The 25,034-nt window shown below is 64.1% G+C and carries 24 protein-coding genes and 1 tRNA gene; 5 read left to right on the top strand and 20 right to left on the bottom strand.

Features of this window, described 5'->3' with window-relative positions; genetic code table 11:
• Positions 1-24: 24 nt before the first annotated feature.
• Positions 25-828, top strand: a complete 804-nt coding sequence (locus FHS02_RS07995; RefSeq protein ID WP_137314565.1) for a class I SAM-dependent methyltransferase — start codon at positions 25-27, stop codon at positions 826-828.
• Here FHS02_RS07995 and FHS02_RS07990 read toward each other — a convergent pair.
• Positions 809-2,092 (bottom strand): vanadium-dependent haloperoxidase, encoded by a 1,284-nt coding sequence (locus tag FHS02_RS07990; RefSeq protein ID WP_137314566.1) that lies wholly within the window; start codon positions 2,090-2,092, stop codon positions 809-811. The genes FHS02_RS07995 and FHS02_RS07990 overlap by 20 nt on opposite strands.
• A gap of 280 nt (positions 2,093-2,372) precedes the next feature.
• On the opposite strand from FHS02_RS07990, the gene FHS02_RS07985 reads away from it, so the two are divergent.
• Positions 2,373-2,942, top strand: coding sequence for a PEPxxWA-CTERM sorting domain-containing protein (locus FHS02_RS07985; RefSeq protein ID WP_137314567.1), 570 nt, complete (start codon positions 2,373-2,375; stop codon positions 2,940-2,942).
• Between the two features lie 122 nt (positions 2,943-3,064).
• Here FHS02_RS07985 and FHS02_RS07980 read toward each other — a convergent pair.
• The 7 genes from FHS02_RS07980 to ybiB form a co-directional block, all read right to left on the bottom strand.
• Positions 3,065-3,143, bottom strand: a tRNA-Ile gene (locus FHS02_RS07980).
• A 195-nt stretch (positions 3,144-3,338) separates the two neighbouring features.
• The gene (gene rpoD / locus FHS02_RS07975) at positions 3,339-5,612 is read right to left on the bottom strand and encodes an RNA polymerase sigma factor RpoD (protein WP_137314568.1); all 2,274 of its coding nucleotides are present in this window, start codon (positions 5,610-5,612) and stop codon (positions 3,339-3,341) included.
• 492 nt (positions 5,613-6,104) lie between these two features.
• The gene (gene dnaG / locus FHS02_RS07970) at positions 6,105-7,901 is read right to left on the bottom strand and encodes a DNA primase (protein WP_137314569.1); all 1,797 of its coding nucleotides are present in this window, start codon (positions 7,899-7,901) and stop codon (positions 6,105-6,107) included.
• 101 nt (positions 7,902-8,002) lie between these two features.
• Positions 8,003-8,452 carry a GatB/YqeY domain-containing protein gene (locus FHS02_RS07965; protein WP_137314570.1) on the bottom strand — a complete coding sequence of 150 codons (450 nt, stop codon included), beginning with the start codon at positions 8,450-8,452 and terminating at the stop codon, positions 8,003-8,005.
• Between the two features lie 146 nt (positions 8,453-8,598).
• Positions 8,599-8,811, bottom strand: coding sequence for a 30S ribosomal protein S21 (rpsU, locus tag FHS02_RS07960; protein ID WP_005665410.1), 213 nt, complete (start codon positions 8,809-8,811; stop codon positions 8,599-8,601).
• Between the two features lie 193 nt (positions 8,812-9,004).
• Complete coding sequence (locus FHS02_RS07955) at positions 9,005-10,213, bottom strand: BaiN/RdsA family NAD(P)/FAD-dependent oxidoreductase (RefSeq protein WP_137314571.1); 1,209 nt, start codon at positions 10,211-10,213, stop codon at positions 9,005-9,007.
• Positions 10,214-10,401: 188 nt separating this feature from the next.
• Positions 10,402-11,400: a DNA-binding protein YbiB gene (ybiB, locus tag FHS02_RS07950; protein ID WP_175424832.1), complete on the bottom strand. Its 999-nt coding sequence runs from the start codon at positions 11,398-11,400 to the stop codon at positions 10,402-10,404.
• 219 nt (positions 11,401-11,619) lie between these two features.
• Between ybiB and FHS02_RS07945 the strand changes: the two genes are divergently transcribed.
• Positions 11,620-12,678 (top strand): 3-deoxy-7-phosphoheptulonate synthase, encoded by a 1,059-nt coding sequence (locus FHS02_RS07945; RefSeq protein ID WP_137314572.1) that lies wholly within the window; start codon positions 11,620-11,622, stop codon positions 12,676-12,678.
• Between the two features lie 43 nt (positions 12,679-12,721).
• On the opposite strand, the gene nirD is transcribed toward FHS02_RS07945, so the two are convergent.
• Positions 12,722-13,132: a nitrite reductase small subunit NirD gene (gene nirD, locus FHS02_RS07940; protein WP_137314573.1), complete on the bottom strand. Its 411-nt coding sequence runs from the start codon at positions 13,130-13,132 to the stop codon at positions 12,722-12,724.
• A 310-nt stretch (positions 13,133-13,442) separates the two neighbouring features.
• Here nirD and tsaD point away from each other — a divergent pair, with 310 nt between their 5' ends.
• Positions 13,443-14,474: a tRNA (adenosine(37)-N6)-threonylcarbamoyltransferase complex transferase subunit TsaD gene (gene tsaD / locus FHS02_RS07935; protein ID WP_137314574.1), complete on the top strand. Its 1,032-nt coding sequence runs from the start codon at positions 13,443-13,445 to the stop codon at positions 14,472-14,474.
• A 26-nt stretch (positions 14,475-14,500) separates the two neighbouring features.
• Here tsaD and FHS02_RS07930 read toward each other — a convergent pair whose 3' ends face one another.
• The 7 genes from FHS02_RS07930 to ybaK form a co-directional block, all read right to left on the bottom strand.
• Positions 14,501-14,677: a hypothetical protein gene (locus FHS02_RS07930; RefSeq protein WP_175424833.1), complete on the bottom strand. Its 177-nt coding sequence runs from the start codon at positions 14,675-14,677 to the stop codon at positions 14,501-14,503.
• Positions 14,678-14,808: 131 nt separating this feature from the next.
• Entirely contained in the window at positions 14,809-15,702 is an 894-nt protein-coding gene (locus tag FHS02_RS07925) for an ion transporter (RefSeq protein WP_137314575.1), read from the bottom strand.
• 39 nt (positions 15,703-15,741) lie between these two features.
• The gene (locus FHS02_RS07920; RefSeq protein WP_137314576.1) at positions 15,742-16,968 is read right to left on the bottom strand and encodes a metal-dependent hydrolase; all 1,227 of its coding nucleotides are present in this window, start codon (positions 16,966-16,968) and stop codon (positions 15,742-15,744) included.
• Entirely contained in the window at positions 16,969-17,259 is a 291-nt protein-coding gene (locus tag FHS02_RS07915; protein ID WP_137314577.1) for a DUF427 domain-containing protein, read from the bottom strand.
• Positions 17,260-17,401: 142 nt separating this feature from the next.
• The gene (locus tag FHS02_RS07910) at positions 17,402-18,061 is read right to left on the bottom strand and encodes a DsbA family oxidoreductase (RefSeq protein WP_137314578.1); all 660 of its coding nucleotides are present in this window, start codon (positions 18,059-18,061) and stop codon (positions 17,402-17,404) included.
• Positions 18,062-18,196: 135 nt separating this feature from the next.
• The gene (gene plsY / locus FHS02_RS07905; protein ID WP_137314579.1) at positions 18,197-18,829 is read right to left on the bottom strand and encodes a glycerol-3-phosphate 1-O-acyltransferase PlsY; all 633 of its coding nucleotides are present in this window, start codon (positions 18,827-18,829) and stop codon (positions 18,197-18,199) included.
• 113 nt (positions 18,830-18,942) lie between these two features.
• The gene (gene ybaK / locus FHS02_RS07900; RefSeq protein ID WP_137314580.1) at positions 18,943-19,434 is read right to left on the bottom strand and encodes a Cys-tRNA(Pro) deacylase; all 492 of its coding nucleotides are present in this window, start codon (positions 19,432-19,434) and stop codon (positions 18,943-18,945) included.
• Positions 19,435-19,472: 38 nt separating this feature from the next.
• Between ybaK and FHS02_RS07895 the strand changes: the two genes are divergently transcribed.
• Positions 19,473-20,465: an endonuclease/exonuclease/phosphatase family protein gene (locus FHS02_RS07895; protein ID WP_137314581.1), complete on the top strand. Its 993-nt coding sequence runs from the start codon at positions 19,473-19,475 to the stop codon at positions 20,463-20,465.
• 6 nt (positions 20,466-20,471) lie between these two features.
• Here the strand turns inward: FHS02_RS07895 and FHS02_RS07890 are convergent, their stop codons facing one another.
• The 4 genes from FHS02_RS07890 to FHS02_RS07875 all read right to left on the bottom strand — a co-directional run bounded on the left by FHS02_RS07890 (position 20,472) and on the right by FHS02_RS07875 (position 24,839).
• Positions 20,472-23,006 carry a sensor domain-containing protein gene (locus tag FHS02_RS07890; RefSeq protein WP_137314582.1) on the bottom strand — a complete coding sequence of 845 codons (2,535 nt, stop codon included), beginning with the start codon at positions 23,004-23,006 and terminating at the stop codon, positions 20,472-20,474.
• A gap of 188 nt (positions 23,007-23,194) precedes the next feature.
• Positions 23,195-23,389 (bottom strand): hypothetical protein, encoded by a 195-nt coding sequence (locus FHS02_RS07885; RefSeq protein ID WP_137314583.1) that lies wholly within the window; start codon positions 23,387-23,389, stop codon positions 23,195-23,197.
• A 50-nt stretch (positions 23,390-23,439) separates the two neighbouring features.
• Complete coding sequence (gene xerD, locus FHS02_RS07880) at positions 23,440-24,339, bottom strand: site-specific tyrosine recombinase XerD (RefSeq protein ID WP_137314584.1); 900 nt, start codon at positions 24,337-24,339, stop codon at positions 23,440-23,442.
• Positions 24,315-24,839: a methylated-DNA--[protein]-cysteine S-methyltransferase gene (locus FHS02_RS07875; protein WP_229422224.1), complete on the bottom strand. Its 525-nt coding sequence runs from the start codon at positions 24,837-24,839 to the stop codon at positions 24,315-24,317. The genes xerD and FHS02_RS07875 overlap by 25 nt, the downstream gene beginning before the upstream one ends.
• Between the last annotated feature and the right edge of the window lie 195 nt (positions 24,840-25,034).

The raw sequence follows: 25,034 nt of genomic DNA, 5'->3' as shown, positions 1-25,034 counted from the left end.
TCGCGCACTGAAGAAGGACCTGCCATGACCACCGTTGACGCGCAGTTCGCGGGCCAGCTTCCGCACTGCTACGAACTCTATCTGGTGCCGCTGCTTTTCGACCCGTACGCACGCGATCTCGCCGGGCGTGCCGCCGGCCTGGCGCCGCGGCAGGTGCTTGAAATTGCGGCCGGCACCGGCGTCGTTACCCGCCACCTTGCGGCGGCATTGCCCTCGGCGCGTATCGTGGCGACAGACCTGAATCCGGACATGCTGGCGATAGGCAGTGCCACGGCTCTGCCGCAGGTGTCATGGCAACTCGCGGATGCGGCGCAACTGCCGTTCAGCGATGCCGGCTTCGACCTGGTGCTGTGCCAGTTCGGCGCGATGTTCTTTCCCGACCGGCCGCAGGCGTTCGCCCAGGCGCGCCGCGTGCTTCGTCCCGGCGGCCGCTTCCTGTTCAATGTGTGGGACCCGCTGCCTGCCAATGCCTTTGCCGCCGGGGTGCAGGCGGCCATGGAGGAACTGTTCCCGGACGATCCGCCAGGCTTCTTCGCCCGCACGCCGCACGGCTACCACGACAAGGCTGCCATCGTCCGCGACCTGGCGGCCGCGGGATTCACGTCGCCGCCGGACATCGAGACCGTGGCATTGCAGAGCAGCGCTGCCAGTGCGGCCGATGTGGCGGCAGGGTTCTGCCAGGGCACGCCGCTGCGTAGCGAGATCGAAGCGCGCGGACACAGCCCGGAATCGGCCTCGGCTTTTGCAGCTAGGCACCTCGAACAACGTTACGGCAAGGGGCCGGTACGAGGCGCCATGCGCGCCCATGTCATTTCGGTTGCGGCATGAAGGCGTGCTTCATCGTCCAGGCCGCGACCTTCCTGCCCTGCTCCACCCCGGCCGTGGTGGCAAAGCGGAAATGCATGCCGCCGTGGATGCGCGCCACCCTGCTTTCTTCGGCCAGCGCACCGGTATCGGTGTAAGTGCGTGCCGTGCCGGTGACCTTGCTGTCCCATGTGAAGGTGACTTGATCGGTGCCGAAGTACTGCCGCAGCAGTTCGCCCAGCGTGGCGACAGAACAGGTATGCGCCGCAGGGTATTCGGGATAGTTCGGGGTCGGCAGCACGGGTGTCCATGCCGCATCGGCGATCGTGGCAGGATTGCCGTCGCTTTCCGCCAGCGTGATCGCGCTCTGCGGACGCCACGTATCGTAGTGGTACTTCGCTTCGAGGCAGGCGCCGATGGCGTCGGTATAGTTCACGTAGATGGCCGCCATCAGCCGGGCCGCTTCCACGGGGTCGGCCGTGGTACGGGCAAAACGCCCGAAGTTTCGGGTGAAATAGGGTGCCGGCGGCTCGGAATGGAAGCGGGCCGTGTCCAGCTGCTCCGCCGTGCGCCGTGTGCTGCGCATGCCGCCCAGCTCCTTTACCTCGTTGAAGTCCGCCGCATAGTGGGCACTGTCGAGCGCAGGTGGCGGCGGCGGACGAAATTGCCCCATTGCCTGCAGTGTGAATGGCCGGATGCCTGGCCAGTGGCGGTTGATCGGGTTCTCGCCTCGGAAGCGGCCAGCTGTTTCCGTCGCTGCATAGGCGGGCATCGCCGTGGCCCGTCCATCGGTGGTGCGGCCCTTCAGGTGCGCCGCCGCGGCCGCAGCGCCCAGCGCGATGCCCTGCTTCTTGGCGGCGCTTTCCGGTAGTGCCGCCATGAAGCGCTCGTACGCCTGCTGATACTCGCCGGCGCGGCTCGGAAAGAGCGCGCGCAGTACTTCATAGGCAGCGCTGCCGACCGCCGCATCGAGCGACGCGGCGCCGTTCTGATCCGCTGGGTTGAACAGGAAAGGACGGTAGCGACGGTCGATCGCCATGGCCGCGTCGTACATCGCCAGGTGCAGCGTGGCCATGTCGGCGGGAAAAGCGGCATATTTTTCCGCTTCGGTTGCCGTCGCCTGCGCCTTTGCGGTGACGGTGGCCGCGCCGATATCGTGCCAGTGGACAATCGCGTTGCTCTGGTCCGCAACCAGCACGATGCGCGCGGCCTGGGCTGGCTGTGCATCGGCAGAGACGGCAACTGCATAGATTATTCCGGCAAGAAAGCAAGACAAGGCAGTACGCATGATGGTTCCCCTTTCGATGACCTGGCGCCGCAATGTGAACGACGATATTGCACCCGTTGCACGGCTCGCTGTGTCACCACTTGTCGTCAATCTGTAAGGGATTATCGGCGCGCCTGACACGCCGCAGCCTGCTTGAATGGCTGTTGCATTTCCTTTCAAAATTAGCCACTTTTACGTGACGGCCTGCAACTGCAGAGTTTTTGGATGCTATCGTGCAGACAGCGTGTCAAAAAGTTAACTTCCGGCGCGCGCTCATCATGGTCAACCATCAGGAGGATCCATGTTCAAAAGACTGATTGCTACGGGCATCCTGCTTGCAAGCTCCGCTGCCGGACATGCGGACGAGCTCAACTACAACTTCAGATGGACGGGTTTTCTGTCGGTATACGACGGTATCCAACAACAGTGGCGCCCCGATATGACTTTCGGCGGAACGTTCCGCGGCGAAGATGCCGACAACGACGGCGTCATCGCGCTGGCCGAAATCTCCAGCCTTCGCCTTGGCTATTTCCCCGAGATCGATTTCGTTCTCGGCTGTTCCAATGGCGGGCCCGGTTATTCCGGCATCATGGGTTGTTACGTACAGCGCTTCGATTACGAAATCGGCGGTAACTTGTACTTTGCAGCCGGATTTTCCGAAATGACCAATGGCGTAATAGATAGCACAATGAGCGCCGTGGCCCCGGAGCGCTATTCCTACGGTTACTTTTCCCAGCCGTCCAGGGTGTATTACTGGACGAGCGAAACGACTTTTCACATTACCGCGATACCGGAGCCGGCCTCCTGGGCAATGCTATTGGGCGGGCTTGGGATGATCGGCGCTGCCGTGCGTGGGCGAACGGAGCGCTGAAGGCGATATCAGGCGTTCGCGCGGAAAAACCGGTAATGCCGGCGAAGCGATTATTGCGGAACAATAGGGGATTTACGGAAGTCCCGGGAAGCTATCAAGTGCCCCGAAACCCGCGTGAATACTGGTAGGCCTCCCCGGAGTCGAACCGGGCACCAACGGATTATGAGTCCGCTGCTCTAACCAGGCATGAGCTAGAGGCCCTGAGGTAGTGCGGATGCGCCGGCGAATGCTGGCGCGGATGTGTCGGAGCCGATGCGCCCTGCCCTGACACGAATTCGTTAAGCAAACATCTACAAAACGAACTCGGCAGAATAGGGCCTGCACCGGCTTCCGTCAAGACTTAGTTGCCTGACCGGCTTGGCTGGCTGACCACGCCAGCCAACGATCAATTACTGATCAATTCCCTTCCAGGAAGCTCTTCAGCTTGTCCGACCGCGACGGATGCCGCAGCTTGCGCAGCGCCTTCGCTTCGATCTGGCGGATACGTTCGCGCGTCACGTCGAACTGCTTGCCCACTTCTTCCAGCGTGTGGTCGGTCGACATTTCGATACCGAAGCGCATGCGCAGCACTTTCGCTTCACGCGGCGTCAGGGAATCGAGCACGTCCTTCACCACGCCGCGCATCGACGCATGCAGCGCGGCATCCGATGGTGCGAGGGTGTTGTTGTCCTCGATGAAGTCGCCCAGGTGGGAATCGTCGTCGTCGCCGATCGGCGTTTCCATGGAGATCGGTTCCTTGGCGATCTTCATGATCTTGCGGATCTTGTCTTCCGGCATCTCCATCTTGATCGCCAGGGTCGCCGGATCGGGCTCGGCACCCGTTTCCTGCAAAATCTGGCGGCTGATCCGGTTCATCTTGTTGATCGTCTCGATCATGTGCACCGGAATACGGATCGTGCGCGCCTGGTCGGCGATCGAGCGGGTAATGGCCTGGCGGATCCACCACGTGGCGTACGTGGAGAATTTATAGCCGCGGCGGTACTCGAACTTGTCCACCGCCTTCATCAGGCCGATATTGCCTTCCTGGATCAGGTCGAGGAATTGCAGGCCGCGGTTCGTGTACTTCTTCGCGATCGAGATCACCAGACGCAAGTTCGCTTCCGTCATCTCGCGCTTGGCCTTGCGCGCCTTCATTTCCCCGGCCGCCATCTGGCGGTTGATGTTGCGCAGGTCCGGCAGCGGCAGCACGACGCGGGCTTGCAGGTCGATCAGCCGCTGCTGCAGTTCCTTGATCGTGGGAATGTTGCGGCCCAGGATCGCGCTGTAGGCATGGCCGGCGGCCACTTCGCCGTCGACCCATTCCAGGTTCGTTTCGTTGCCGGGGAAGACCTTGATGAAGTGGGCGCGCGGCATGCCGCACTTGTTCACGGCCACGTCGAGGATCTGCTTCTCGATGTGGCGCACTTCGTCGACCTGGCCGCGCAGCGTATCGCACAGCTTTTCGACGACCTTGGCCGTGAAGCGGATGCCCAGCAGTTCGTTCGAGATCGCATCCTGCGCCTTGGTGTACGACTTCGAGCTGTAGCCTTCTTTTTCAAAGGCCTTGCGCATCTTGTCGAACTGGTTGGCGATTTCATCGAACTTGGCCAGCGCATTGTTCTTCAGCGTTTCAAGCTGCTCGGCCGAGTAGCCCGCGGCCGCGCCGGAACCGGCGGCCTCTTCTTCTTCCTCTTCTTCCTCTTCCTCGTCTTCTTCCTCGTCGTCGTCGTCCTCGGACGGGGCGACCGGCGCGGCAGGAGCCGGCGCATCCTCGTTTTCATCGACGAGGCCGTCGACGATCTCGTCGATCTTGATTTCGTCGTGGCGGATGCGGTCGGAGGTGGCGATGATCTCGGCGATCGTGACCGGGCAGGCGGAGATCGCCTGGATCATGTCTTTCAGGCCATCCTCGATGCGTTTGGCGATCTCGATCTCGCCCTCGCGCGTCAGCAGCTCGACGGAGCCCATTTCACGCATGTACATGCGCACCGGGTCGGTCGTGCGGCCGAAGTCGGAGTCGACGGTGGACAGCGCGGCCTCGGCCGCGGCTTCCGCTTCATCGTCGCTGGTGACCGTGGCAACGTTATCGGACAGCAGCAGCGTTTCGGCATCGGGCGCGTGCTCGTACACGGCAATGCCCATGTCGTTGAACGTGCCGATGATGCCTTCGATCGCTTCCGGGTCGACGATATTGTCGGGCAGGTGGTCGTTGATCTCGGCATACGTGAGGAAACCGCGTTCCTTGCCGAACTTGATCAGCGTTTTCAGCTTCTGGCGGCGGCGTTCCAGCTCTTCCTCGGTGGCTTCCGTATCCGACGAGAACGCATCCTTCAGCAGCGCCTTTTCCTTGGCCTTGCGGTCCTTGGCTTTTGCCTTGTCCACGGCCTTCAGTTCGGCGCGCTCGACGGCGTTCAGCGCGGCGACTTCGTCGTTCTCGGGCTGGAATTCCTTCGGCTTGCGGCCGCGCCGCCCCGGCACCTTCACGGACGGGAGCACGTAGCCGGACGTGTCGATGGCGGCGAGGGTCGCCGCATCGGTGGTCTGGCTGACCGCCGGCGGATTGGCCGCGGCCACGCGCGGATCCACGCCCGCCTCCGTGCTGGTTTCGGACTTGTCGGCCGTCTTGGCTGCCTTGGCGGTCACTTTGCTGGGCTTTTCAGCCGCTTTGGTTTCAGGTTTCTTTGCTGGCACAGGCGCTTTCGATGTCACAACGACTTGCTTTACGGGTTAGGACGATGCCGTAATCACCGGAGCCCACGCGAAATAACCCTGCGGCACTCCCATCCGGCACTGCTACAAAACTTCCTTGCTCATTCCCGGCGACAGTCCTGAAGCTGCCGGCAACCGCCCGATGTTAACGAACGGCTATGTTTGGCAGAAATTCTACTGTATGACTGCGCGTGGGGGCTAGGGGCACGAATGGTGTGAGGGTGCAGGCAGATTTACCTGCGCGGCGACAAGAAACTCGCGCCGTCTCAACCAAGTCCGGACCCCGCCTCCGGCACACCGCATTTACCATGCTTCCTGCACCGGCCATGAGCCCAACTAACTGAAAACAAACACAAATTCTGAACTGAAGAAACCTTGCCAAGGTATTGAATACTTAGCGTTTTATTATAGCACGCCACTTTTTACACGCCAGACGTGCGGCCTTGGCGCCGCATCGTCCGGCGGAATTGCGAATTACCGGTTACTCATTGCCGATTGCTCTTCGCGCGATAACATGTCCTGCATGGCCTTTAATTCGTGATAACGGGTGCGCAACTCGTCGGTCAGCTTTCCCGCGGAAAGGATGCGCTCCATTTCCGTCTTCACGGCCTGTTCCTTCAACTGGCGCACCGTGGCTTTCAACCACAGGCGCTCGCCTTCGATATCCGGTTCTTCCGCGGCGGCGATTTCACCGATCAGCGCGTCATATTCCGGGCCCTCTTCCTTCATTTGCTGGGCCAGCGCGGCAAAGGTGGCGCCTTCGCCCAATGCCTGGGCCGTTTGCACCAGGTGAACCAGGTACTCGCGCTGCTCGGCACCGAACTGGCCGAACGCCTCCAGCGCCGATTCGTCGATCTGCAGCGACAGCGACGGGTGCGTGATGAGGCAGCGGATGATCTTCAACTCCAGCCCCACCGGCTCCTGGCGCTTCGATTTCGGCGGCGCCCGGCGGCTGGCGGCCACCGGCTTGCTCAGCTCGAACAAGGCCTCGATCTCGCCGGGCGTGCTCTGCGTCATCGACGCCAGCCCGCGCACGATCTGCAGGCGCAGTGCCGAAGGCGCCATGGCCTGCAGCATCGGCTTCGCGTCGAACTGCGCGCGGGCGCGGCCTTCCGGCTCATCCAGGTCGTGCTCGCCCGCCGCTTCGCGCAGCAGGAATTGCGACAGCGGCATGGCTTCCTGCACCTGCTGCTCGAACCCTTCGGCACCGAACTCGCGGATATAACTGTCCGGGTCGTGTTCGGACGGCAGGAACAGGAACTTGATCGTCTTGTCGTCGGCCGCGTAGGGCAGGCAGGCTTCCAGCGCGCGCCGCGCCGCCTTGCGGCCGGCCCGGTCGCCATCGAAGCTGAACACCACGTTGTCGGTCTGGCGCAACAGCTTCTGCACGTGGATCGTGGTACAGGCAGTGCCCAGCGTGGCCACCGCCTGTGGGAAGCCCATCTGGGCCAGCGCCACCACGTCCATGTAGCCTTCGGTTACCAGCACATAGCCCGCATCGCGAATCGCCTGGCGTGCCTCGAACAAGCCATACAGTTCCGAACCCTTTGAAAATAAAGGCGTTTCCGGAGAATTCAAGTACTTTGGTTCGCCCTGTTCCATGATCCGGCCGCCGAAGGCGATCACTTGCCCCTTGGTGTTACGGATCGGGAACATCACGCGCTCGCGGAAGCGGTCATAGCGCTTGATGTGGCGGCCTTCCTCGTCGACCTTGTCGATGACGAGACCCGCTTCGGCCAGCACCGGTGCATCGTATTGGGGAAACACGGCGCGCAGGTTGTCCCAGCCTTCCGGTGCGTAGCCCAAGGCGAAGCGGGCCGCGATCTCGCCCGTCAGGCCGCGGCCCTTCAGGTAGCCGATCGCGGACGGCGCCTTGCGCAGCGCGCCCTTGTAGAAATCGGCGGCCAGCGTCATCGCCTCGGACAGCGCCAGGCTCTGCGCCTGGATCTGCGCGCGCTGGGCCGGCGGGATCTTGTCGTCCGCTTCCGGCACGATCATGCCCACGTTCTGGGCCAGGTCCTTGACGGCGTCGACGAAGCCCATGCCGGAGTATTCGATCAGGAAGCCGATCGCGGTACCGTGCGCCTGGCAGCCGAAGCAGTGGTAGAACTGCTTGGTCGGACTGACGGTGAAACTGGGCGATTTTTCGTTGTGGAACGGGCACAGGCCCTGGAAATTGGCGCCGGCCTTTTTCAGCTGGACATAGCGCCCGACCACGTCGACGATGTCGACGCGGTTCAGCAGGTCGGAGATGAAGGATTGTGGAATCACTGTGGCAACCGCGGTTCTTCCATATTGTTACAGATCAGGCTATAACGCCGTGCCTGGCTGGAGCTTGATCCAGCTCAACGGCACAGGCTTCACCCAACAGGTCAGGCGCCCGCCAGCGCTTTCTTGACGAGACCGGACACGGCGGTCATGTCGGCACGGCCAGCCAGCTTCGGCTTCAGGATGGCCATCACCTTGCCCATGTCCTGCGGGCCGGCGGCACCGGATTCCGCCACGGCGGCCTTGACTTCGGCGGCCACTTCATCGTCCGACAGGCCGGCAGGCATGTAGGCGGCCAGCACGACCAGTTCGGCCTTTTCGATATCGGCCAGGTCGGCGCGGCCGCCGGCTTCGAATTGCGTGATCGAATCCTTGCGCTGCTTGATCATCTTTTCGACGACGGCCAGCACCTGGGTGTCGTTCAGCTCGATCTGTTCGTCCACTTCCTTGCGCTTGATGTCCGCCAGGATCAGGCGGATGGTGGCCAGCTTGCCGGCCTCCTTGGCACGCATCGCGGCTTTCATGTCATCGGAAATCTGGGCTTTCAGGCTCATGGGTGTCCTCGGGCAAAAGTGACCGTTGAAAAACGGTGCGGTAAAAACGAAAACCCGCTGCGGACGATGCCGGAGCGGGTGATCGCGTCACGCGACGGACCGGAGGCGAAAAGCGCCGTCGACGGCCCGGTCTGCGAAGGCGAGAATTAGTACAGCTTCTTCGGCAGTTGCTGGCTGCGGATGCGCTTGTAGTGACGCTTCACGGCAGCGGCCAGCTTGCGCTTGCGCTCTGCGGTCGGCTTTTCGTAGAACTCGCGTGCGCGCAGTTCGGTCAGCAGACCGGTTTTTTCGATGGTGCGCTTGAAGCGGCGCATGGCAACTTCGAACGGCTCGTTTTCTTTAAGGCGGATAGTGGTCATGTAAAATTCAAACCGTTAGAGGGTTTTTAGGAAGACGGCGATATTATCAGCTTTTGTCCAGACAGACAAGAGGCTTCGTCCCTACCCTCGTGCCTACTCGTGCCTACTCGTGCTTATACAACAACACACATCAATACACATCCGAACACAACAGAACCCGCGCCATTACAGCGTTACCGGGTCCGGCATCATATCAGACTGACAGCCCGGCGACCATCCCCGAAGCCCAGGCCCACTGGAAGTTGTAGCCTCCCAGCCACCCCGTGACGTCGACGGATTCGCCGATGAAATACAGGCCGGGCACGCTGTTGACCATCATCGTCTGCTGCGACAGCTCTTTCGTGTCGACGCCACCGCGGGTCACCTCGGCCTTGCGATAGCCTTCGGAACCGTTCGGCGTGACGGTCCAGCCGTTGATGGCCTGGCCGAGGCGGCGCAGCTGCGCGTCCGGCAGGTCGGCCAGGCGGGCATCGGCATTGAAGCCATGGGCCTGCAGCAAGCCTTCGGCCAGGCGCGACGGCAGCCATTGCGCCAGCACGTTGCCCAGGTGCTTCTTGATGGTGCCCTTCCCTTCCAGCAGGGTGGCGGCGACGTCGAGCTCAGGCAGCAGGTTGATCGTGATCGGCGTGCCGGGTTGCCAGAAACTGGAAATCTGCAGGATGGCCGGGCCGGACAGGCCGCGGTGGGTAAACAGCAGGTCTTCGCGGAAGCGCGCCCCGGTGGCCTTGCGGCCTTTCAGCGTGCCCGTCTCCACGTCGACTTCCAGCGACACCCCGGCCAGCGGCACGAACGGCTGCCATTGCTGGGCATCGAAGGTGAGCGGCACCAGCGCCGGACGGGGCTCGACGATGCCCAGCCCGAACTGTTTGGCGATGCGGTAGCCGAAATCGGTGGCGCCGATTTTCGGAATCGACAGGCCGCCCGTGGCGATCACGACGGCGCCGGCATCGATCAGGCCCGCACTGGTCTGCACGAGGAAGCGTTCATCCTGTTTTTCGATGCTTTGCACGGTGGCGGGCATGCGCCAGCGCACGTTGCCGGCGTTGCACTCGGCTTTAAGCATGTCGATGATCTGCTCGGCCGAATCGTCGCAGAACAGCTGGCCCTTGTGCTTTTCGTGGTACGCGATGCGGTACTTCTTGACCAGCGCGAGGAAATCCTGCGGCGTGTAGCGCGACAGCGCGCTCTTGGCGAAATGCGGATTTTCCGAAAGGAAATTGGCCGGGCCGGCATGGATGTTCGTGAAATTGCAGCGGCCGCCGCCGGAAATGCGGATCTTCTCGGCCAGCTTCTCGGCATGGTCGACCAGCACGACGCGCTTGCCGCGCTGCCCCGCCGCCGCCGCGCACATCATTCCGGCCGCACCGGCGCCGATTACCACTACGTCAAACTGTTCCGCCATCGCACCCGTCCCGCCAGTCAAACCGGGCATTCTACCGCAATGGGCACAGCCGGGCTTGTCGCCCCATGCCTGAGTTCGTGTCTCCGTGCCTGGCACGAGGACACGGGCAGCCGGGCTTGTCGCCCCATGCCTGAGTTCGTGTCCCGTGCCTGAGCTCGTGTCACCGTGCCTGGCACGAGGACACAGGCTCAGCCGTGGCGGATGCGCAGTTCGCGGGCGACGGTGACGATGTGGCCGACCTGCTGGGCGATCGGATCGGGGACGGGCACCTCGCCGCGCAGCACGGACTGGATCCAGGCGGCGGTGGCCGCCGCGCTCTTGTCCTCGGGCAGTGCCGGCTCGGCTTCGGCGATCATCTGCCGCTCGACCAGGACGGTGCGTTCGCCATCGTGGAACCAGTCGATCTTTTGCGCCTTGTTGGCGTTGGCGACCGTTTCCCCTTCGGTGCCGCGCATCAGGAACGCATCGCCGCGCGCCTGGGGGGCGGCGGTGGTGAAGTATTCGCCCAGCGTTTCCAGGTATTCGGGGTGGGTGTACGACACCAGCCGCAGTGCCGGGCCGGCAAACGGCTGCAGGATCTTGACGATCGTGTGGGTGGAGTTGCGCACGCCGAGGATGCGCCGCAGTGACAGCTGATGGGCCAGCTTTGGCGCCAGCGTATCGATGGTGATGAAGCTGACGTGGCCGTCGGCCAGCGCCTGTTCCGCCTCCGCGGGCGTGGCCGCGGCAGCGATGCCCAGTTCGGCGAGTACTTCGGCGGTGGCGATACGGCCCACGTCATGCGCCACGCCGTGCACCAGCACCGGCACGCCTTCGCGCGCCAGCAGCAGCGCCAGCAGCGCCGTCAGGTTGGCCATCTTGCGTGCGCCGTTATAGGTGGGCACCAGGACCGGCGCAAATGGCCCGGCAGGTGCCCGCAGCGGCGCGAACGACGCTTCGGCGGCATCGAGGAAGCCGGCCAGCTCGTCGACGGATTCGCCCTTGATGCGCATGGCCAGCAGGATGCCGCCCAGCTCCAGGTCGGAAACGCGGCCATCCAGCATGGCTTGATACAGCGTGAAGGCGTCGGCACGGCTCATGCTGCGCGCGCCCTTGACGCCACGGCCTATTTCCTTGATGAAAGGCGCGGCGGCGAAGCGGGTCGATGCGGATGGCAAAACGGAAGAAGATGTGTTTTCGATACTCATGGAAACAGCTTACCGCATTTCGGCTACACTAATCGACTACCCATAAGAAAACCTGAAGCTGGCAGTGCCTTACCGAAGCATCGTCGCGAAGCATGGCCACCAGGCGTGGCCACCAAGCATGGCCTCAGGAACAGCCTCAAGAACATTCAAAGCACAGCCCCAAGATTAGCCGCGAAAGACCGGCCCCAAGCACAGAAGCATAGCCATAGAACTGAAGCCATGACTGCCCACGACCTCGAAAATATCAACGTTACCTCGTTCGCGTCCATGCCCACGCCGGCCGAACTGCACGCCAGGCTGCCCATGACGGAAACGGCATTCGCCACCGTCACCAAGGGCCGCGAAGACCTGCGCAACATCCTCGACCGCAAGGACAAGCGCCTGTTCGTCGTCGTCGGGCCCTGCTCGATCCACGATCCGGTGGCCGGCCTGGACTATGCGCGCCGCCTGAAGGCGCTGCAGGAAGAGGTCAAGGAAACGATGCTGCTGGTGATGCGCGTGTATTTCGAGAAGCCGCGCACCACCACCGGCTGGAAAGGCTACATCAACGATCCGTTCATGGACGATTCGTTCTGCGTGGACATCGGCATGGAGAAGGCGCGCCAGTTCCTGCTCGACGTCTGCGAACTGGGCCTGCCGACCGCGACCGAGGCGCTCGACCCGATCTCGCCGCAATACCTGGGTGACCTGATCGCCTGGACCGCGATCGGCGCCCGCACGACGGAATCGCAGACGCACCGCGAAATGTCGTCCGGCCTGTCGACGCCGGTCGGTTTCAAGAACGGCACCGATGGCGACATCAGCATCGCGATCAATGCGATCCTGTCCGCCGCCAACCCGCACGCCTTCCTGGGCATCAATGGCGAAGGCAACGTTTCCGTCGTGCGCACGCGCGGCAATGCCTACGGCCACGTGGTGCTGCGCGGCGGCGATGGCCGCCCGAACTACGATTCCGTGTCCGTGACGATCGCCGAGCAGGCGCTGGCGAAAGCAAAGCTGCCGGCCAATATCGTGGTCGACTGCTCGCACGCCAACAGCTACAAGAAGCCGGAGCTGCAGCCGCTGGTGATGACGGACGTCACCAACCAGATCGTGCATGGCAACCGTTCGCTGGTGGGCGTGATGATCGAATCGAACCTGTGCGCCGGCAACCAGAAGATTCCGGCCGACCTGTCCGAACTGAAGTATGGCTGCTCGGTGACGGACGCCTGCATCGACTGGGACACCACGGTGCAGATGCTGAAATCGGCCGACGCGGAACTGCGCCGCCGGCCGTAGGTCATCCCGGTCGCATCGTCACGGCAGGTTCATCATGAACAGGTCATAAGTAGGTGCCGACCAGCGGCGCCACGCCGTACGTGCCGGCCAGCGCCGCTTCCGCGCGGCTGGCCGGCGCGTTCAGCTCCAGCAGGTCCAGGTAGATCTTGCCATCCTCCACCTTGACGCTGTAGCGCCGCGTGCAGCCCTGCTCCGGCGCCACCGCGCAGCCGGTTTCCAGCGCGATATTCCACTGGTGCTGCGGGCACTCCACGTGCTCGCCCAGCACCATGCCTTGCGACAGCAGGGCTCCCTTGTGCGGACAACTGTCCAGCAGCGCATAAATGCGGTCGTCGACCGTGCGAAATACTGCCACGCCCGGCAGCTCCTGCCATGCCAGGCCGCGCGGCACGTGACGCGCGCCTCCCGGCGCAATATCCTTGACCTTGCAAACCATTTTCCAATGTTCCGGCATTACTTCTCCTTCCACGGCATCTGGCCGCAATCCCGATGAAGTAGCAAGAGCGATGCCATCGGCACGGCGGCAAACCTGCCTGCCACGCGGCGCACCCGCACTGCCGCGGTGCGGCCGCGCCCCGTGCTGTGGCAGGGCTACTGCCGGTTGCACGGCTGAAACGGCCGCGGCTTTCCTTTACAATGGCGGATTACCCTGCATTTCCAGCTGTTTTTTCGTTGCGGCTCCTTGTTGCATCGCCGTTATTGCAGCTCCTGCAGCTCCGTTATTACAGCTCCCTTATTACAGCTCCCCTTACTACAGCTCCCTTATGATCGTTCTCGGCGTTGAATCCTCCTGTGACGAAACCGGCCTGGCCCTGTATGACACCGGCCGGGGCCTGCTCTCGCACGCGCTGCACTCGCAGGTGGCGATGCACGAGGAATATGGCGGCGTGGTGCCCGAACTGGCATCGCGCGACCATATCCGCCGCGCGATTCCGCTGCTGCAGCAGACGCTGGAGGAAGCGGGCATCGCGGCGGCCGACATCGACGCCATCGCCTATACACAGGGGCCTGGCCTGGCGGGCGCATTGCTGGTCGGTTCGTCGATCGCCTGCAGCCTGGGCCTGGCGCTGGACAAGCCGGTGCTCGGCGTCCACCACCTGGAAGGCCACCTGCTGTCGCCGCTGCTGGCGTCCGATCCGCCCGAGTTTCCCTTCGTGGCGCTGCTGGTGTCCGGCGGCCACACGCAGCTGATGCGGGTCGACGGCGTGGGCCAGTACGAACTGCTGGGCGAAACGCTGGACGATGCCGCCGGCGAAGCGTTCGACAAGTCCGCCAAGCTGCTGGGCCTGGGCTATCCGGGCGGGCCGGCGATTTCGCGCCTGGCCGAGTTCGGCGATCCGGCCGCGTACAAGCTGCCGCGGCCGATGCTGCATTCGAAAGACCTGAATTTCAGCTTTTCGGGCCTGAAGACGGCCGTGCTGACGGTGGTGAAGAAGCAGGAGGCGGCCAATGTCTGCGAACAGGACAAGGCGAACATCGCCCGCGGCTTCGTCGATGCGATCGTCGACGTGCTGGTGGCGAAATGCGTGGCGGCGCTGAAGCAGACGGGCCTGAAGCGGCTCGTCATCGCGGGCGGCGTCGGGGCGAACAGCCAGCTGCGCGCCGCGCTGAACGCGGCGGCGGCAAAGAAACGCTTTCGCGTGTATTACCCCGAGCTGGAGTTCTGCACCGATAACGGCGCGATGATTGCCTTTGCCGGCGCGATGCGGCTGTCGATCAATCCGGATGCCGCGCGGCGCGACTATGCGTTCAATGTGCGGCCGCGCTGGCCGCTGGATGAGCTGAAGGTAATCTGACGGTGATCTGAACCTGGGGCACCGCCTCAGGATCCCAGCAGCACCGCTGCCAGGCCTACCAGCGCCAGCAGGCCGCCGGCAGCGACCGCACCGGTTTTCACATGCTTCTTGCGCATATCTTCCACGCGCTCGCTGCGCGGTGGCCTGGATGAGTCGCGCTCGCGCGGAGCCGGCTTGGTGGAGGTCGAAACTGTTTCGCTCATGATGCACTCCTGTGGGGATTTGTCTAGTCAAGACAATGTAGCAGCAATTGGCGTGCCATGGCCACGAAAATGAAACGGTCGTGGTTGGAGTGACAATAGCCGAGCGAGCTGGGCCGGTGAACCGTGGCCGGCTAAGGCGTCTCCTCGGGTAACGCCTCGCCACAGCTCTTGCAGAAACGCGCTCCCACTTCGTGTCCCGTCGCCATGCAGCGTGTGCAGCGGCGCTCCGTGAGGGCACGCACGCCGCGCTGGTGCGTGATTTCAGAGCTGATGATTCCTGTCGGCACCGCCAGGATGCCCCAGCCCAGCAGCATCATGAACGAGGCGATGGCGCGGCCGATGTCGGTTTTCGGCACCAGGTCGCCGAAGCCGACCGTCGTCACGGTCGAGATGGCCCAGTAGACGGCGGTCGGGATGCTGGTGTAGCCGTGTTGCGGTCCCTCGACGACGTACATCACCGTGCCCAGCAGGAATACGATCATGAACACGACCGACAGGAAGATCAGGATCTTGCGCCGGCTGGCCAGCAATGCATCGCCCAGCATGCTGTATTCCTGGATGTACAGCGTGAGCTTCAGGATGCGGAAAATACGCAGCAGGCGCAGGATCCGCACGTCCAGCAGCACGTGCGAGCCCGGCACGAACAGCGATATGTAGCTGGGCACCACGGACATCAGGTCGATCACGCCGAAGAAACTGCGCGCGTAGCGGTCCGGCCGCTTCACGCACAGCAGCCGGCCGATGTACTCGACCGTAAACAGCAGCGTGAACAGCCACTCGGCCGCCAGCAACCACTGCCCGTAGGCGTCGGCCACCGGGGCGATCGAGGTCAGCACCACGGTGACAACCGACAGCACGATCGCGCCGATCAGCACCAGGTCGAAGACCTGGCCCGTGCGCGTGTGCGACTCGAAGATGACCTCGTACAGTTCTTCGCGCCAGCCGCCCTCGGGCTTGCCGAAATGCTGGTTCGGATCGGCCGAACGCTCGGGCGGCGCCGGGGCCTTGTTGGGACGGTCGCTCATGGGAAGGTCATGCGGCGGTCATGGGCTGGTCACGGGTGGTCACTTTAGCGCGGGGCCCAGCAGGTCGGCGCGCGGATAGGCCCAGTGCGGCACGTTGCCGCACGGTGTGCGACCGGCCTGTGCAATATCCATCGTGGTGAAATTGCCGCGTGGCGTGGCCGAGAAGCGCAGGTCGCTGGCCACGGCCGCATCCACCGCCGGCATGCGCGCAAAACGCAGCCATGCGTTCACGTGGCAGTCGCTCCGGGCCAGCGTGCGCAGCGTGGCCAGGCTGCCTTGCCATTCGGAAGCGAAGCTGACACCCGCCGACGCTGTGTCACGGGCGGCCGGATCGGCAAACGCGGCCGGGCACTGCGCGAGCACGCCCGGCGCCAGGTTCAGCAGGCCGCGGCGAATGCGGTAGCTGCCCTGCCCGGTATTTTCCTCGATGGCGACGAACGACCAGCACAGCGGCTGGGCCGGGAAAGCCGTCATGGCCACGTCCAGCACGCGGGATGCCGGATCGGCTGTCTGCAGCGCCGCCTCCACGCGCACACGCCCCGCCGACGAAGCGCCGCCCTGCACGGCAATGAACGCCACCGATACCAGCGCCGACAAGGCCAGGGCACGCCGCCCCTCCATGCGCGTGATGCGCAGTGCCCCGATGACGCCGCCGATCACGAGCAGGCCCGCCAGTGCGGCGGGATCCAGGTAGCCGCGCCATGTGACGAAGCCCAGGAACACCGCCAGCGCGGCCAGCGCCAGCGCACGCAGGAAGGGCCGCGGAATCGCCAGCGCCAGCGGCACGCCGAACGCGACCCAGAAGACCGGTTCGACGATGAATACCAGGTCGCCGTAGAACCAGCGCGGATCGAACGGGGCCAGCGGATGGATGCCGTACGAATTGAGGAAATCCATCGACATGTGCAGCAGGAAGCCGAGGCCGATGGCCAGCCCGAGGCCCAGCCGCGCCTGGCCGCTGCCCTTCAGCAGGCGCCGCGCGTTCGGCCACAGCAGCCATAGCGCCGCCAGCAGCAATAGCGCCTGCGGCAATGCGTACAGCAGCGTATGCGTGTGGCCGCGGTGATGCAGCAGGTAGCCCAGCGGTGCCGGCAGCAGGTCCGTCAGTACCAGGTCGAGGTCGGGGAAATTGCTGGCCACCGCGCAGGCGGTCAGCAGCAGGCGGTGGCGGGTGCGCTGCCGCGCTTCATCGGGCTCGGCGGGCAGCGAGCGTTGCACCAGTTCGCCGATGCCGAGGCCGACGAAGGTGTGGGTGACGTTATCCACTCAGCGGCTGACCTCGACTCCGTGCCAGAATGCGATGCGGCCTTCGATCGCCTTGGCCGCGTCCTTCGCGGCCGGGTAGTACCAGGCCGCATTGCGGTTCAACTGGCCGTCCACCTCGACGTCGTAGTAGCTGGCTACGCCCTTCCACGGGCACAGCGTGGTGTGGCTGCTGTCCTTCAGGAATTCGCGGTTGACCCGCTCGGGCGGGAAATACACGTTCTGCTCGACGATTTCCACCTCGTCGGCGGTGGCCTCGGCGATGACGGCGCCGTTCCAGATGGCTTTCGGCATGGCTGTTCTCCTGATGTCTGTAGTCCGATGATACGGTGCTGGCGGCGCGCACGCTTCCCCACTGTGGATGGCGGGAAGAACAATATTTCGTGCCGCGGCAGTGTAGCCTAAAAGACGGAGCGCGGTAACCGTGGCCGGCCCCTCACTCCCCTGCGAGGATTTGCCGCAGCGCGCCTTCGAACACGTCGGGCGGCTGGCCGCCGGAAATCAGGTGGCGCTGGTTGATGACGACGGCCGGCACCGAGCGTATGCCGGCCTGCTGCCAGTACTGTTCGAGCGTGCGTACTTCGTCGGCGAATTGGCCTGAAGCAAGTACCTGCTGGGCGGCCGGGCGATCCAGGCCAGCCTGCCCGGCCGCGCGCAACAGCACGTCGTGCGAACTCGGGTCCTCGCCGTTGGTGAAATAGGCTTCGAACAGGGCGTGCTTCAGTTCCTTCTGGCGTCCGGCCTCTTCGGCCCAGTGCAGCAGGCGGTGGGCATCGAACGTGTTGTAGATGCGGCCGCGCTTGTCCATCGCGAAGGTGAAGCCGACCGCCGCGCCGCGCTGGCGGATCATCTCGCGCGACTGTTCCTGCTGTTCCGGCGTGCTGCCGTATTTTTCGGCGATGTGCTCGGTGATATCCTGCCCCTCCCGGCCCATGTCCGGATTCAGTTCGAACGGCTGGACGTGGAATTCGACAGCCGCTTCGGGGATGCGGGACAGCGCGGTTTCCAGCGACTTCAGCCCGATTGCGCACCAGGGGCAGGAAACATCGGAGACGAAATCGATACGGACGGGCGTGGTTGCGGCGGGAGTGGACATGGCATTCTTTCCGGATGCGGGGCCGCCGGCGGCGGCCGATCGCCGGATGATGAGGGCCGTTGCCGGGATTGCAAGCCGGGATTGCAAGCCGATTTTGCAACCTGCTTCTTCCTTGCAGCTTGCTTTTCCCGCACCTTACTTTTTCTTCGCCCCGGCCGTGGCGCCCTTGCTCTTGCTGCCGATGCGGCTTTCCTTGCCGGCCATCAGGTTGCCGATGTTCTTCGCGTGACGCCAGATCAGCAGGCCGCACATTGCCACCACGGCGAACAGCTGCGGCTCTACGCCGAACAGCAGGCCGTAATACAGCGGCGCGAACACGGCAGCGATCAGCGCGGCCAGCGACGAATAGCGGAACGCGTACGCGATGATCAGCCAGGTGGCCAAGGTGGCCAGGCCGAGCCAGATGTCCAGCGCCAGCAGCACGCCGGCCGCCGTCGCCACGCCCTTGCCGCCCTCGAAGCGGAAGAACACGGGCCACAGGTGGCCGATGAACACGGCAATGGCCACCAGCGCGATGGCGCCGTCGCCAACGCCGAGCTGGCCGGCAAAGCGGATCACCAGCCAGACCGCGAGCCAGCCCTTGAAGGCGTCTCCGATCAGTGTCCAGATAGCCGCGCCCTTGTTGCCGCTGCGCAGCACGTTGGTGGCGCCGGGATTGCCGGAACCGTAGGTGCGCGGGTCGGACAGGCCATAGACCTTGCTCACGACGACGGCAAAAGAAATCGAGCCGATCAGGTAGGCGGCAATTGCCAGCAGGATGGTAGTCATTTCCCGGAATTATCCTATGTTATTGCTATGTTTTATGGGTATAGCACGCGCAGGGGCGAGCGGCGAACAGGCGCGCGGCGACTATACAGCAAGCCGATGTCGCCAAGCGATGATCAGTCGGCCAGCGCGCAGGCGACCGGCCGCGCGCCCAGCACCTCGGTCAGCACGCGCGGCGCGATGCCCACCAGGAAACCACGGCGTCCGCCATTGATATAAATTGTTTCCAGTTGCAGGATCGACTCTTCGACGTACACCGGCATCGCCTTGCGCGTGCCGAATGGCGAGGTCCCCCCCACCATGTAGCCGGAATGGCGCTGCGCCACGTCAGGCTTGCACGGTTCGACGGACTTGCAGCCGATGTTGCGCGCCAAATTTTTCGTCGACACCTTGCGATCGCCATGCATCAGCACAATCAATGGTTTGGCGGCGTCGTCCTGCATCACCAGGGTCTTGACCACATGGTGCTCGTCGACGCCCAGTTCGCGTGCCGACACCGAGGTGCCGCCATGTTCTTCGTATTCGTACGGGTGTTCGCTGAACGGGACCTTGCGCTGCTTGAGAAGCGCGGTTGCCGGGGTCTCTGAAATGTGCTCTTTCTTGGCCATGCCGTGATACGATCGTTTTGAAAAAGGAGTTCCTCATTATGCAGGAAGAAATTCGCTTTGCGACCTTCAACGTCTGCAACCTCGCCCCGCCGGGCGTGAAATTGTACGACAACCTCGAGCCCCTGACTCCCGAAGGCTACGACGCCAAGGCGAACTGGATCGCGCAGCAACTCGATCAACTCGATGCGGACGTGATCGGCTTCCAGGAAATCTTCTCGCAGGCAGCCTTGCGCGACGTGCTGTCCCGCACGCGCAAGTACGGCAATGCGCTGCATGCCGGCTTCGACCCGGATCCCCAGGCGCACCGCCTGACGCCCAGCGTGGCCATCGTTTCGCGCCTGCCGTTCGCCGGCCAGCCCGCCATTTATGCCAGTTTCCCGGAAGATGTGCCCTGCGATTCCGGCAATCCGGACGCCGACCGCTTCGCCCGCGCGCCGCTGCACGTGCAGGTGGTCTTGCCTGGCGAGCGCATCGTGGACGTGGTGGTGGTGCACCTGAAATCGCGCCGTCCCGATTACCGCAGGGGCGACAGCGGCGAAGATCCGCTGCACTATGCGATGGCCAGCCTGCGCTCGCTCGTCTGGCGCGGCACCGAGGCGGTGGCCCTGCGCGTGCTGCTGTCGAAGATGATGCGCGAGACGCGCCGGGCGTGCGTGGTGCTCGGCGACTTCAACGACACCGCCGATGCCGTCACCACCACGATCGTGCTGGGGACGGGAGGCACCCGCAGTAACGGCAGCGGCGCCCAGGGCGTCGACGGCGCCCTGGTCGAGGAACGCCGCGGCCGGCTGTACGACAGCAACCAGATCCAGTTGCGCCAGGATCACTTGCGCCACGTGGGCTATACCAGCATCCACGAGGGCCATTATTCGACGATCGACCACGTGCTGGTGTCGGAGGAATTCAACCCGCATTCGCCGCGCGCGATCGGCGAGGTGGTCGACGTCAGCTATTTCAACGACCACCTGCGGCTGGACCGGCCAGAGGCATCCGACCACGGCCAGGTACTGGTACGGATGCGGCTGTACTGAGCGGTTTCACGACGCGGGGCGGCGCAGCCAGCCATTTATCCCGTCCGGGTCGCCCAGGTCGCCCAGGTCGCCCACGTCACCCACGTCACCCGCGTCACCATTTCGCAATGCCGCTTTCGCCTGCCGCCCCTGGTACAGGTCGCACCCTTCGTCGCGCAGGAAAGCGAGCTGGCCGGGCGTTTCCACGCCTTCCGCGATCACTGTCATGCGCAGGCTGCGCGCCATCGCGATGATGGTGCGGATCACCGTTTCGTCGCAGCCCCCGCGCAGGAAGGCTTGCGCGATCTTCAGTTTGTCGATCGGGTAGTCCTTCAGTTGCCCGACGCGGGACCAGCCGGTGCCGAAATCATCCAGCGACAGGCGCACACCGAGCGCCCGCAGCCCGTGCAGCGTGGCGGCGGTAGCGCCGCCGCCCTTCATGATGATCGACTCGGTCAGCTCCAGTTCCAGGAACCGCGCTTCGAGCCCCGCCGCATCCAGCGCGGCACGCACGCTGTCGACCAGGTCGCGCCGGACGAACTGCGTCAGCGACAGGTTGACGGCCACGGTCAGCGCGTGGCCCCCGTCATGCCAGCGGCGCGCATGGCGGCACGCTTCGCGCAACACCCAGTCGCCGATCGGGACCATCAGGCCGGCCTCCTCCGCCACGCCGATGAAACGCTCCGGCAGCAGCAGGCCCAGCTCGGGGTGGCGCCACCGGATCAGCGCTTCCGCCGCCACCAGGGCGCCGGTGGCGATGTCCAGCTCCGGCTCGAACGCCAGCTCGAATTGCCCTTCGGCCAGTGCACGGCGCAGGCCCTGCTCGAACGATGCGCGTTCGACGATGCGCTCGTTCATCTCGTCGCTGAAGAACTGGAAGTTGTTGCGGCCGCCCTGCTTGGCGTGATACATCGCGATATCGGCGTTCTTGACCAGCGTGTCGATGTCGTCGCCATCGCTGGGAAAGATCGACACGCCGATCGACGTGGACACGTGCAACTCGTGTTCGCCGATCACATGCGGCTGGCAGATCGCCTGCCGGATCGCCCCTGCCACGTGGGCCGCGTGGTCGATGCCGCCGATATCGGCCAGGATGATGACGAACTCGTCGCCGCCCTGGCGGCTGACGGTATCGACCTTGCGCACGCATTTCAGCAGGCGTGCCGCCACCTCTTTCAACAACTGGTCACCCACCTGGTGGCCCAGCGTGTCGTTGATCTGCTTGAAGCGGTCCAGGTCGAGGAACAGGATCGCCAGCATGCTGTCGTTGCGGCGTGCGGCCGACAGGGCGAGCGACAGGCGGTCCAGCAGCAGCACGCGGTTCGGCAGGTCGGTCAGGAAATCGTGCTCGGCCAGGTGGCGCGTGTGCTCCTCCGAGCGCTTGCGTTCGGTGATGTCGGAAAGGATCGCCATGTAGTTGCAGATCTGGTCGTGGCTGTCGCGGATAGCGGTCAGCGCCAGCCAGGCGGGGAACAGTTCGCCGCCCTTGCGGCGCGACCAGATCTCGCCCTGCCAGTGATCGGTGGCGAGCTGGTCCCATACGGCGCGGAAGAAGGTCTCATCCTCGACACCGGAACGGTACACCGACAACGGCTTGCCCAGCATGTCGTCGCTGCCGAACCCGGTGATTTCGGCATAGGCGCGGTTGATCGAGATGACATGGCGGTCATGGTCCGTCAGCAGGATGGCATCGCGGCTGTTCTCGAACACCTGGGCCGCCAGGTACAGCGTGCGCTCGGCGCTCTTGCGCAGCGAAATATCGCGTACCAGCACATAGAACACGTGTTCATGGTTCAGCGTGACGGACGTCATCAACACTTCGGCCCAGAACAGCCTGCCGCCACAGTCGAGATAGCGCCAGTCGTAACGGCAGTTGCCGTGCTGGTGCGCCTGTTCCTCGAGCCGCTGCGCGGCGGCTTCGGACAACGCGCCGCCGGGCTGCTGCAGCGGCGAGAAATCGGCAAGCCGGCGCCCGATGAACGCGGCAGGATGGGGGCATTTGAACAGCTGCAGCGCGGCGGGATTGGCTTCCTCGACCAGGCCGGCGCGCACCAGCAGGATCGCATCGCCCGACTTCTGGAACAGCTGGCGGAAATTGGCGCCAGCCACGGCCAGGGCATCTTCCTCGACCTTGCGCGAGGTGATGTCGACATCCATGCAGAATACCTGCGTCAGCTCGCCCTCGTGATACACCGGCACCAGCGTCGAATACAGCCACAGCTCGCTGCCGCCGGCGGTGCGCACCTGCCAGTCGCCGATCGGCGAATGCTTGCCGGTACGCCAGGCCGCTGCCACCAGCGCGTCATGTTCCGCTTCGCGGTCGCCCCGCGAGAACAGGCTATTCAGTGGCTGGCCGACAACGGCGGCCGGCGCCAGTCCGGACAGGTCGGCGCATGCCTGGTTGCAGAAGCGGATCCTGCCCGCGCGGTCGATGCTGCATACCGCGACCAGCGGCGTCAGTTCGAGCGCCGCGACGAGCCGGGCAATGAGGTCGGGCGCGGCCAGCGCCGGATTGGGCGAGGCGTGCGTTGCGGAAGGGAGAATGTGTTCTTGCGGGGCCATCGTGCCATTCTTCCCGCCTTGCACGGGGGTCGCTTGTGCTGTCTCAACAATGACTGCGCACGAGGCACGTTTGTTTCCAAAATACAAAACCGGGAACAGCTCCCGCTTTGCCAGGCAATCCTGCCCTCGATGCGGTAGCCGTTCCCGGTGTCCAGCGCGGCGGAACAGCCGCTTGACGGAATAGTTGCTTATTCCTGCTTGAGCGCCGTCGTGTCTTCCTCGGCATTGTCGCCTTCGACGGTCTCGAGGCCCTCGGTGTCGGCCTCCTGTTCGCCGGCCGGGCGGTGCTTCGCCTCTTCCTTGCGCCGGGCCTTTTCCTCTGCCTTGCGCTTCTTTTCCAACTCGCGTTGCCGCTTCTCGTACTGAAAATTCGTTTTTGCCATGACTACCTCCGTTGCACGCATTATGCGACAGATTCAGCATCGCAGATTTCTCAACCCCGCGGATGATGTAGCGCATGCAGCTGTTTCAGCCGTTCGCGCGCCACGTGGGTATAGATCTGGGTCGTCGAAATGTCGGCATGGCCCAGCAGCAGCTGCACCACGCGCAGGTCGGCACCATGGTTCAACAGGTGGGTGGCGAATGCATGGCGCAGCGTATGCGGCGACAGCGGCGCGGTGATGTCGGCCTTGCGCGCGCACTTCTTCACGACCACCCAGAACATCTGCCGCGTCATCGGCCCGCCCCGGCCGGTGACGAACAGCGCATCGTCCTGCTGGCCGTTCAGGATCGCGCCACGCCCTTCGCGCAGGTAGCGTTCGATCCATTGCCGCGCCTCGCCGCCGAACGGCACCAGGCGTGTCTTTGCCCCCTTGCCGGTAATGCGCACCACGCCCTCGTTCAGGCCAAGCTCGGCGATCTTCAGCGCCACCAGTTCCGAGACCCGCAAGCCGCTCGCATACATCAGCTCCAGCATCGTGCGGTCGCGCAAGCCCAGCGGCTCGCGCACGTCCGGTGCCGACAGCAAGGCTTCGACGTGGCTTTCCGACAGCGTATGCACGAAGCGTGCAGGTTGCTTTGCCGAGGCCAGCCGCAGGCAGGGGTCCTCGGCAATGCGCTGCAGCCGCAGCGCCTGCTGGTAGAAGCGTTTCAGGACCGACAGCCGCCGGTTCGACGAACTGGCCTTGGTATCGTCATGCCGGGCGGCGAAATAACCGGCGATGTCGCCGGCGTGCGCGGCCAGCAGGCCGGTTCCGGGGCGGGCCTGCCCCAGCCAGGCGGAAAACAGCTTCAGGTCGCGCCGGTAGGCATCCAGCGTGTTTTTCGACAGGCCATCCTCCAGCCACAGCGTGTCGCAGAACTCGTCGATCAGAGCAGGGTCGTTTGCTGCCATGCGTACTCGCGGTGCCCTTCGTGCGCCAGCAGCCAGCGCTTGACGTCCAGCGTGAAGCCGTTGCGGTCGTCGCTGCCGGCAAAGCCGCCCAGGCCCTGCGCGCCCGTCACGCGGTGGCAGGGTATGACCAGGGGGAAGTAGTTCGCACCGCAAGCCTGGCCGACAGCACGCGGCATCGAGCCGACGAATTTGGCGATCTCCCCATAGGTGCGCGCCTCGCCGCGCGGAATCGCCTGGATCGCATCCCATACCTTGCGCTGGAATGCGCTGCCCACCTGCGCCAGCGGCAAGTCGAAGGCGAAGTCGGGATCCCCGCAATAGCGCTGCACCTGCACCGCGGCGCGTTCGGCCACCGCATCGGCAGGCGCCTTTTCGGCAAAGCTGGCCGGCAGGTAAACCAGTTCGCTGACGACGGCGCCGCCGGTGCGGATACCGAGCGCCCCGAAGGGAGTGGAAACGATTGCCGCGAACAGGTCGGCTGCTTGTTGTATTTGCGTCACAATTAACTCCAGACTACTGTGGCAAACATGCTACACGAACGGTGGCCGGCGTACCAGATTTCATGTTGCCGACGATTGTGTCGCTGCGCATTCACGATGCACTGGCTGCCACGTGCCTTGAAAAACAGCGCCGGCGATTTCACGCGGCGTTTCATGAAACGCGCATGCCGCACCGTCTGCACAGGCGAAAAAAAA

It is taken from the genome of Pseudoduganella umbonata, from assembly GCF_014192225.1.
Taxonomy (GTDB): domain Bacteria; phylum Pseudomonadota; class Gammaproteobacteria; order Burkholderiales; family Burkholderiaceae_D; genus Rugamonas; species Rugamonas umbonata.
This window is presented reverse-complemented; position numbering and strand designations above follow the sequence as displayed.

Bases quoted from the DNA above. Each gene is read 5' to 3' on its own strand.
- FHS02_RS07995 (WP_137314565.1), top strand. From the start codon at position 25: ATGACCACCGTTGACGCGCAGTTCGCGGGCCAGCTTCCGCACTGCTAC.
- FHS02_RS07990 (WP_137314566.1), bottom strand. From the start codon at position 2,092: ATGCGTACTGCCTTGTCTTGCTTTCTTGCCGGAATAATCTATGCAGTT.
- FHS02_RS07985 (WP_137314567.1), top strand. From the start codon at position 2,373: ATGTTCAAAAGACTGATTGCTACGGGCATCCTGCTTGCAAGCTCCGCT.
- FHS02_RS07965 (WP_137314570.1), bottom strand. From the start codon at position 8,452: ATGAGCCTGAAAGCCCAGATTTCCGATGACATGAAAGCCGCGATGCGT.
- rpsU (WP_005665410.1), bottom strand. From the start codon at position 8,811: ATGACCACTATCCGCCTTAAAGAAAACGAGCCGTTCGAAGTTGCCATG.
- FHS02_RS07955 (WP_137314571.1), bottom strand. From the start codon at position 10,213: ATGGCGGAACAGTTTGACGTAGTGGTAATCGGCGCCGGTGCGGCCGGA.
- ybiB (WP_175424832.1), bottom strand. From the start codon at position 11,400: ATGAGTATCGAAAACACATCTTCTTCCGTTTTGCCATCCGCATCGACC.
- FHS02_RS07945 (WP_137314572.1), top strand. From the start codon at position 11,620: ATGACTGCCCACGACCTCGAAAATATCAACGTTACCTCGTTCGCGTCC.
- nirD (WP_137314573.1), bottom strand. From the start codon at position 13,132: ATGCCGGAACATTGGAAAATGGTTTGCAAGGTCAAGGATATTGCGCCG.
- tsaD (WP_137314574.1), top strand. From the start codon at position 13,443: ATGATCGTTCTCGGCGTTGAATCCTCCTGTGACGAAACCGGCCTGGCC.
- FHS02_RS07930 (WP_175424833.1), bottom strand. From the start codon at position 14,677: ATGAGCGAAACAGTTTCGACCTCCACCAAGCCGGCTCCGCGCGAGCGC.
- FHS02_RS07925 (WP_137314575.1), bottom strand. From the start codon at position 15,702: ATGAGCGACCGTCCCAACAAGGCCCCGGCGCCGCCCGAGCGTTCGGCC.
- FHS02_RS07915 (WP_137314577.1), bottom strand. From the start codon at position 17,259: ATGCCGAAAGCCATCTGGAACGGCGCCGTCATCGCCGAGGCCACCGCC.
- FHS02_RS07910 (WP_137314578.1), bottom strand. From the start codon at position 18,061: ATGTCCACTCCCGCCGCAACCACGCCCGTCCGTATCGATTTCGTCTCC.
- plsY (WP_137314579.1), bottom strand. From the start codon at position 18,829: ATGACTACCATCCTGCTGGCAATTGCCGCCTACCTGATCGGCTCGATT.
- ybaK (WP_137314580.1), bottom strand. From the start codon at position 19,434: ATGGCCAAGAAAGAGCACATTTCAGAGACCCCGGCAACCGCGCTTCTC.
- FHS02_RS07895 (WP_137314581.1), top strand. From the start codon at position 19,473: ATGCAGGAAGAAATTCGCTTTGCGACCTTCAACGTCTGCAACCTCGCC.
- FHS02_RS07890 (WP_137314582.1), bottom strand. From the start codon at position 23,006: ATGGCCCCGCAAGAACACATTCTCCCTTCCGCAACGCACGCCTCGCCC.
- FHS02_RS07885 (WP_137314583.1), bottom strand. From the start codon at position 23,389: ATGGCAAAAACGAATTTTCAGTACGAGAAGCGGCAACGCGAGTTGGAA.
- xerD (WP_137314584.1), bottom strand. From the start codon at position 24,339: ATGGCAGCAAACGACCCTGCTCTGATCGACGAGTTCTGCGACACGCTG.